Raw genomic sequence first — 3,191 nt, 5'->3', positions numbered from 1 at the left:
GAGCCCGGCAGCGCGCGGCACGAGGCGCGCTGCCGGGCATGCTACCGCCTGCGGCTTGGCGAAGCGGCGCGCACGGCGGCCGAGCGGGGCTTCGACGGCGTGGGCACCACGCTTTCGGTAAGCCCCTACCAGTACACCGAGGTCATCCGCGAAGAGCTTGAGCGGGCGGCGGGGCAGGCGGGCGTGCGGGCCGTGTTCGAGGACTTCCGCCCCTTCTACGACGAGGCCACGCGCCGCAGCCGCGAGCTGGGCATGTACCGCCAGAACTACTGCGGCTGCCTGTTTTCGCGCGACGAGGCCGCCGCCGAGCGAGAGGCGCGCAAGGCCGCGCGACGGGCCGAGCGGAAAGCCGAGAAAAAGATGCGCGCCGACGAGCTGGCCGCCGCCGAGGCCGAGCGAGAGGCGCGGCGGGCCGAGCGGGCCGCCTACGACGCCAAGCAGGCCAGGAAGCGCGCCGTGCTGAAGGAGCTGCGGAAGCGGGCGCGGGAAGAGGGCGCGGAAGCCGAAAGCTGAGGACGCCGCCCCTGCCCCCGCCCGCGCCTCACCCGACGCGGCGAAGCTCGCGGGCGAACGCGTCCCAGCCGGCGCGGCCGGCGGGGGTGCGCTTGAACACGCCGACGGCCTCGAGCACGGAGACGAACACGCGGGCCACCTCGCGCCTCACGATGGGATGGAACGACCCCTCCCCGCCAGGCCCGCAAGCGAACTTAGCGGCATGGCCGGCAAGCCGCTCCAAGGCCCAGGAGGCGTGGGGCGCGGCGAGCGGGTCCGACAGCAGCCGCTTGCGCAGATCGTCGGCCGAGCGCGCATGTCCGAGCGCGCGCTGGACGGCGGGCAGCTCTCGGGCGAGGCGCGCGGGCAGCACGGCCAGGCCCATGGCCTCGACAAGGCCGATGTTCTCCCTCTTGATGTGGTGGAGATCCTCCCCGGGATGAAACACGCCCCACGGATGGGCGGCGTCGGCGCGGTTGTTGCGCAGGACGAGGTCGAGGACGTAGCCTTTTTCGGTCTTGCGCGCGATGGGGCTGACCGTGTTGTGCGCAACGCCGCCCGAGGCCGCCGCGATGCCGCACGCCTCGCACGAGAACCCGCGCCACGCCTCCATCGCCCGCGCCGCCGCTCGCTCAAGGGCGCGCCTGTCGGCTGCGGCCAGGCGCACGACCGACGCCGGCCAGCGCACCGCGCCGCACCGCACCGCAGGCTCTCCCGGCAGCTCGAAGGCGCGCTCCACGGGCGCGCGCATGAGCGGGAACACGTGGCGGCCGCCCTGGAAGTGGTCGTGGGAGAGGATGGAGCCGCCCACGATGGGAAGATCGGCGTTGGAGCCTGCGAAGTAGAACGGGAACAGGTCCACGAAGTCGAGCAGGCGCCCTACGCACGCCGCGTCCACCTTCATGGGACGGTGCTCGGGCGCGAGCGCGATGCAGTGCTCGGGAAAGTACGCGTACGGCGAGAACTGCAGCCCCCACCGCTCGCCGCCCAGCTCGATGGCCGCGATGCGCAGGCCCGGCTTCGCCGGATGCCCGGGCGCGCCGGGAAAGCCCTCGTTCTCCCAGCACAGGTCGCAGCGCGGCACGCGCGCGTCGGCGGGCGGCGCGGCGGCGCGGGCCGCGGCGGCGATGTCGCGCGGGTCCTTTTCCGGCTTGGCCAGGTTGATGGAGCACTCGAACCGGCCGTAGGGGCTTACCGCCGTCCAGCGGACGGCGCGCGCCGCGGCCGCCTCGTCCAGATAGCCGCTCGCCACGCCCAGGTCGTGCAGGTAGCGCACGGCCCGCTCCGCGTCCTTGGCGCGCAGCGCCGCGAACGCCGAGCGCACCTCTTCGGGCGCGGGCAGGCGCTCCCCCATCAGGCGATCCTCTCCGCGCACGCGCCCTGGGGGCTCACGACCACGGGCAGGCACGCCTCGTAACCCAAAAGCCCGTCCATCGAGCGGCGGAACTCCTCGGCCTTCGCCTGCGGCGCGAACGCCAGCACGCTGCCACCGAAGCCGCCGCCGTGGATGCGGTACGCGCCCCGCTCCGCGCCGCCCGAGTCGCCGTCGAGCAGGTGCGCGCACAGCGCGAGCACCACCGCCGCCGGCTGGCGCCCGCCTGCGGCGTCCCCTCGCGGCGACACGTTCTGCAGAAACTGCGCCGACGACGCGCCCGACGCGCGCACAAGCCGCAGAAACGCCGCGAAGTCGCCCGCCTCGAGCGCCCGCCTCTGCGCGCGCACGCGCCGCTCCTCCTCGAAGTAGTGAATCGCCCGCAGGGCCGCGCGGTCGCCCAGCTTCGCGCGCACGTCCGCAAGCGAGCGCAAAAGCGCGGGGTACCCCACGTCCTGAAGCCGCCTTTCGCCAAGGAACCGCGCCACGGCGAACATGTCGGCGGGAACGGCGTTGAACTCGTCGGTGTAGCGCGAGTGGTCGCACCGGCAATCCACGAGAAACGCCGCGTGCCCGCAGGACGAAAGGTCGAGCGGAAGCCGGCTCACCTGCGGCGGGTCGTCCGCGAAGTCGAGCGCCACCACACCCCCGTGCACGCTCGCCAGCTGGTCCTGCGCGCCCGACGGCTTGCCGAAGTAGGCGCCCTCCGCGCGCATGCCCTCGAGCGCGAGCGCCGTGGGATCGAACAAGGCCCTCGGCGCAGGCTCGCAGACCGCCCGGATGGCCGCCCCCACGAGCATCTCGAACGCCGCCGACGACGACACGCCCAGCCCCACGGGAATGTCCGAGCATGTGACCAGGTTAAAGCCGCGCAATCGACCGCCTGCGCGCGCGTAGGCCGCCATCATGCCCCGCACGAGCGCGCTCGACGCGCCGAACTCCGCCTCCCGCGGCCCAAGGTCGTCCAAGCGGATGCGCGCCTCGCCGAAGCCGTCCATGAGCACGCGCGCCTCGTCTGTCCCGTTGGGTGCGGCAAGCGCGCAGGCGCGCCGGTCGATGGCCGCCGAAATGGTGCATCCTCCCTGATGGTCGGTATGGTTTCCCGCCAGCTCCACGCGTCCGGGCGCGGAGGCGAGCGCAAGCGGCCCGCGCGTCTCGCCGAACCGCGCGCAAAACAGCTCGCGCAGCCTTCGTTCGGCAGCCTTCGCAACGCCCCTCATGCGCCCTTTCCCTCCTCGAGCTTGCATACGCGCCGGTCATAGGTAAGCAGCCCGTTCGTCTCCTCCTCCACGTCCGAGAGCTGCGTGTACACAAACCCCGCAAGCCC

The 3,191-nt window shown here is 73.3% G+C and carries 3 protein-coding genes; 1 reads left to right on the top strand and 2 read right to left on the bottom strand.

Features of this window, described 5'->3' with window-relative positions:
* Positions 1-513 (top strand): epoxyqueuosine reductase QueH (locus ACWKY3_RS09710; RefSeq protein ID WP_449316206.1); only part of this gene is annotated, 513 nt, incomplete at its 5' end.
* Positions 514-541: 28 nt separating this feature from the next.
* Here ACWKY3_RS09710 and ACWKY3_RS09705 read toward each other — a convergent pair.
* Together ACWKY3_RS09705 and ACWKY3_RS09700 are read right to left on the bottom strand one after the other, a co-directional pair.
* Complete coding sequence (locus tag ACWKY3_RS09705) at positions 542-1,846, bottom strand: UDP-glucose--hexose-1-phosphate uridylyltransferase (protein ID WP_449316205.1); 1,305 nt, start codon at positions 1,844-1,846, stop codon at positions 542-544.
* A complete protein-coding gene (locus tag ACWKY3_RS09700) occupies positions 1,846-3,084 on the bottom strand; it encodes a galactokinase (protein WP_449316204.1) in 1,239 nt (412 codons plus the stop codon). The genes ACWKY3_RS09705 and ACWKY3_RS09700 overlap by 1 nt, the downstream gene beginning before the upstream one ends.
* Between the last annotated feature and the right edge of the window lie 107 nt (positions 3,085-3,191).

The organism is Rubneribacter sp., from assembly GCF_965361815.1.
The sequence above is the reverse complement of the archived record's forward strand: the minus strand, read 5'-3'. Positions and strand labels throughout refer to the sequence as shown.